General features: G+C 27.2%; 4 protein-coding genes and 1 pseudogene. 4 read left to right on the top strand and 1 reads right to left on the bottom strand.

Going from position 1 to position 4,709, the window contains the following annotated elements; translation table 11 throughout:
• The 4 genes and pseudogenes from QOR43_RS08475 to QOR43_RS08460 all read left to right on the top strand — a co-directional run.
• Positions 1 to 451, top strand: a 451-nt coding sequence (locus tag QOR43_RS08475) for a zinc ribbon domain-containing protein (protein WP_283571480.1), incomplete at its 5' end; no start/stop codon positions are given.
• A 7-nt stretch (positions 452 to 458) separates the two neighbouring features.
• Positions 459 to 746 (top strand): annotated as a pseudogene (locus QOR43_RS08470) (isochorismatase family protein); the annotation flags it as partial.
• 12 nt (positions 747 to 758) lie between these two features.
• A complete protein-coding gene (locus QOR43_RS08465) occupies positions 759 to 1,298 on the top strand; it encodes a Uma2 family endonuclease (RefSeq protein WP_265134214.1) in 540 nt (179 codons plus the stop codon).
• Between the two features lie 17 nt (positions 1,299 to 1,315).
• On the top strand, positions 1,316 to 3,091 hold the full coding sequence (locus QOR43_RS08460) for a bifunctional 3'-5' exonuclease/DNA polymerase (RefSeq protein WP_265134213.1): 1,776 nt from the start codon (positions 1,316 to 1,318) through the stop codon (positions 3,089 to 3,091).
• A gap of 158 nt (positions 3,092 to 3,249) precedes the next feature.
• Here the strand turns inward: QOR43_RS08460 and QOR43_RS08455 are convergent, their stop codons facing one another.
• Positions 3,250 to 4,452: an ATP-binding protein gene (locus tag QOR43_RS08455; RefSeq protein WP_265134212.1), complete on the bottom strand. Its 1,203-nt coding sequence runs from the start codon at positions 4,450 to 4,452 to the stop codon at positions 3,250 to 3,252.
• Positions 4,453 to 4,709 lie beyond the last annotated feature (257 nt).

Below are 4,709 nucleotides of genomic sequence, written 5' to 3'. Positions count from 1 at the left end.
AAAAAGATTTACAGAATGGTTTTACGGCAAGATAAAAGATAAACTCCAATACAAAGCAAAACTAAAAGGTATAAGAATATTAGAAGTTCCACCATTATATACAAGCCAATATTGTCATAAATGCAATAAAAAATCAAAAGGAGACAGATTAACATTTAAATGTGAATGTGGAAAATACGATAGAGATTACAATGCAAGTGTAAATATAGGAAAAAGAGCAATAAGAATAATAAATAGAATAAAGGCTGGCAAGTCAAAATCCGGAGAGTATAACTCAAAGGATACTCCTGCCAGAAATCCGTCTCGTCAGGGGCTTGCCAGTTTTACCGGTCTAATATCAGTATTGTCATTAAGCAGACTTGTAGCATACAGCAGTTTAGTAGAAATTTCAGCAATAAAACTCAAAAGACTAATCAAATGGATAGATAAACGAAATTATGGATATGGATAGATGGGACGGAACAAGTAAAGATTTTGATGCTTACTCCGGGTTTCAAGGCACAGTTTTAAATGATTTATTAAAAGAAAGAGGAATAAAGAGAGTTTTTGTCGGTGGAGTTGCTACAGATTATTGTGTAAAAAATACGGTTCTTGGTGCTATAAATCTTGGCTATCAAGTATTTTTATTATCCGATGCAATTAAAGGTGTAGATATTAATCCTGATGATAGCAAAAAAGCCATAAATCTTATGCTTTCAAAAGGAGCAGTTTTAATAGATATTCAAAAGATAATTAATCAGTATTAAGAGGTATTTATAATGCCGGTATTATCAGAGAAAAAAGTATATAGTTATGAAGATATAGATAAATTACCGAAAGGATTTTATGAAATAATTGATGGAGAGGTTGTGAATTTAGCTCCAACAGGATTTGAGCATGGAAGTTTAGAATTAAGTATTGGTATGTTTTTAAATAAACATTTAAAAGATAAAGGATATGTAGCTGTTGGAGAAGTTGGAATATTAATACAGAAAAATCCCCTTAGAATAAGAGGAGCTGATATTATTTATATCTCAAAAGATAAAGCACCGGAAAAACCTACCGGCATATTAGAGCTACCACCAAATTTAATAATAGAAATTCTTTTCCCGAGTAATACAATCTCAGAAATAGAAGAAAAGATAGAAGATTATTTTAAGATAGGAACGGAAAGATTAATCATAATCAATCCGGCTCATAAAAAAATATATATTTATCAAAATGGAAAAAATATAGTAGAAATATATAATTTTGATGATGAGATAGAATTTATAAATGGTTTAAAAGGTAAATTAACAGAAATAATTAATCAGTATTAAGAGGTAAAATATAAAAGTTGAATTTTAAATATATAACAGAGATAAAAGAAGCAGAGGAAGTATTAGAGAATCTAAAAAATGAGAGATACTTATATCTTGATACAGAAGTAGCCGTAAAAGATTTTGAAAAAATAGATTTTTTCAATGATAAAATAAGATTAATACAGATAGGAACAGAAAAAGATATTTTTATATTTGATTTATTTAAGATAGATGATATAAATCAAAAGCTAAAAGAGATTTTAGAAACAAAAGGAATAATAGGACATAACTTAAAATTTGATATTAAATTTTTAAAAACAAATCTGAATATTTTTCCAACAATTGTATTTGATACAATGATAGCTTCTCTTATCCTTAGCGAAGGAGAAGACCAAAAACATTCATTACTTGCAGTTAGCAATAGATTAGCCAATTTTGATTTAGATAAATCTTTGCAAAAATCCGCATGGCATACAGAAATATTAACACAAGAGCAACTAATATATGCAGCAAAAGATATAGAAGCGTTAAGAAATATATTTCCTATATTAAGAGAAAGATTAAATAAGATAGATAAACATAAAACATCCGGAAAGATTAGTGAAATATTTGATTTACATAATGCAGTTGCACTTGTAGAGATGGCTTTTGTGCCACAAGTTGCAATGATGGAATTAAGAGGTGTTTATATTGATAAAGAAAGATTAAAAAGTATGATAAAAGAAGCATCTTCCAACTATCAAAAAAGTTATATAGAGTTTAAAACAAAATATAGAATAGACCCTTTTTCTCCACAGCAGGTAAGTAATTGGATAGTAAATAAATTAAAAATAGACCTTCCAAAAACGGAAAAAGGCTCATTTTCTTCACAGGATAAATATTTGATAAAATATCAAGATAAACCGGAAATAAAAAATCTGTTATATATTCGTTCTACCAAAAAAATCCTTGATAAATTAAATGAATTACAAAATTATTTAAAAGATAACAGAATTTACGGAGAGTTTAAACAGATAGGAGCACCTACCGGCAGAATGGCTTCATTAAAACCAAATTTACAAAACATCCCCAAAGATTTAAGACATCTATTTACTGCTCCGGAAGGATACAGCATAATTACTGCCGATTATTCACAGATAGAACTTAGACTTGTTGCAGAATATACAAAAGATGAAAATATGGTAAAAGCATTTAAAGAAAATAAAGATTTGCATAAACTTACAGCAAGTATTATAACCGGCAAAAATTATGAAGAAATAACAAAAGAAGAAAGAAACCTTGCAAAAGCTATAAATTTTGGATTAATATATGGAATATCTCCTAAATCCCTAATGGATTATGCAAGTTCAAATTATGGAATAAATATAACTCTACCAGAAGCCAATAAATTTCATAAAAATTTTTTTGAATTTTATAAAGATATAAAAAAATGGCATGAAGAAACAAAAAATCATCTAAACCATCATGGCTATATTATAGCAAAAACTTTACTTGGAAGAAGAATATTAGCTAAAAAATTTACAGATGCAGTAAATTATCCTATACAGGGCTCCGGCAGTGATTTACTTAAACTTGCCGTTGTTTTATTTGCCTTAGAGAAAAAAGATTTATATGCTTATATTGTAAATCTAATACATGATGAAATAGTTATAGAAGTAGCAGATAAAGATATAGAAAAAACAAAAGAAGCTCTCTCTATAGCTATGGAAAAAGCCGGAAAAATCTTATTAAAAGAAGTGCCTGTTGCTTTTGAGATAAATCTTTCAAAATCTTGGGACGGCAGGATAAACCTGTTTTTGTTTATAAGCTAATAGTGGAAAACAGCATAGAAGAAAAAATTTTAAAACTTCAAGAAAAGAAGAAACAATTGTAGGAAATTTACCATGAAAAAGCAGATATTTTCAAAATCTCAAAAGAAGAAATTTTATCTTTATTAGATTAAATCAAGTTCGAAAGTGCAAAGATTTATTTAATAGATAAAACCAAATAGCCATAAAGGGATTTTTCTATCAAATCCTACCTCTATATCATCAACGGCTAAATAGCCGTTAGATAATCCTTTCAGTTGTGAAAAATCTTTATTTTTACCACCTATTTCAAAAATATATTTTTCATCAACCAAAAAATCTCCCTTATCAAGATAATATAATTTATGTTTATATATAAGTTGAGATACAAAAAATGTTTCTCTTATATTTCCTTTATCTTTTTCCAAGCATAAAGCATTAAAAAGATTTGGATTTCCAAGATAGAGTTTATCCGGTTTTCTCAAAGATTTAAATCTTTTTGCTTCGTGAGATATATGAATTATTAGCTGTGCCCTTTGTAGATAATCTATATATTTATAAAGAGTTGATTTTGTTATATTGCTAATATTGGCTAATTTCTCAACAGACAGTTCCAAAGGTTTTGAAACACATAAAGTAGTTAATAATTTTTTTAATGAATGGATTTTATCTGTAGGTATATTATATATTTCACCTATATCATAATATAAAGATGCATTTATGCTATCGGTTAATTTATCTATATATTTTTCCTTATCCTCAAAATAAAACGGATAAGCTCCGAAATTTATATATTCATCATATAATTTTAATATCCTATCATCTAAACTGCTGATTATAGTTTGAACTATATCTGTATGATTTTGAATTATCTCTTCTAGATTATAACTATTCAATGCTAATCCTTTTGAAAGCTCTATATACTCTCTGAAAGATAAAGCCGGAAGTTTAAACATAGAAAACCTTCTTATAAAATCCGGTTCAGTTATTGATAAGGCAGAAGAACCGGAAAAATAAATCTTTAAATCTAAAAAATCATAAGCAGATTTCAGATGTCTTTGAAAATCTTTTATTTTATGTATCTCATCTATAAATATATATTTTCCACCTTTTTTGTAAAAATGTTCTAAAAAATCAAATAAATTAATATCCACAAATAAAGGATGATCACAGGATATATATATTGCATCTTTAACGGGTAAAGAGAGTTCCTTTAAAAGCTGAACCATTAATGTTGTTTTTCCTACACCTCTTGGACCATATATCCCTATAACCTTAGCATTGCTATTTTTAATATTATTATAAATAAACCTCTTATAGTTTGGATATTTCTGAGATAACTTTAAAACAGAAAGTTGTATAGCTTTTTCCAAAATATTTTCCATTAGTTCATTCCATTAAACTAAAATTGCTAATATTAGTATATCACATTAGACTAAATTTTGTTTTTAATAATTTCTCAATCACTATAAGATGTCTATAAAAGGGGGGAACTATATTGATATATTATATTTTATGTATATATTTTAAATGTAAATTAATAATGCATAAGGAGATGAAGAAGTGAAAACTGTTGATAGAAAGGTTAGAAAAAATATAGTTCTTTCAGCAAGTATAGAAAAAGAGTTAAAAGAAATGGCTG

The organism is Venenivibrio stagnispumantis (assembly GCF_900182795.1).
Lineage (GTDB): Bacteria > Aquificota > Aquificia > Aquificales > Hydrogenothermaceae > Venenivibrio > Venenivibrio stagnispumantis.
Note: the sequence above shows the minus strand (reverse complement) of the source record. Positions and strands in the feature narration are given on the sequence as shown.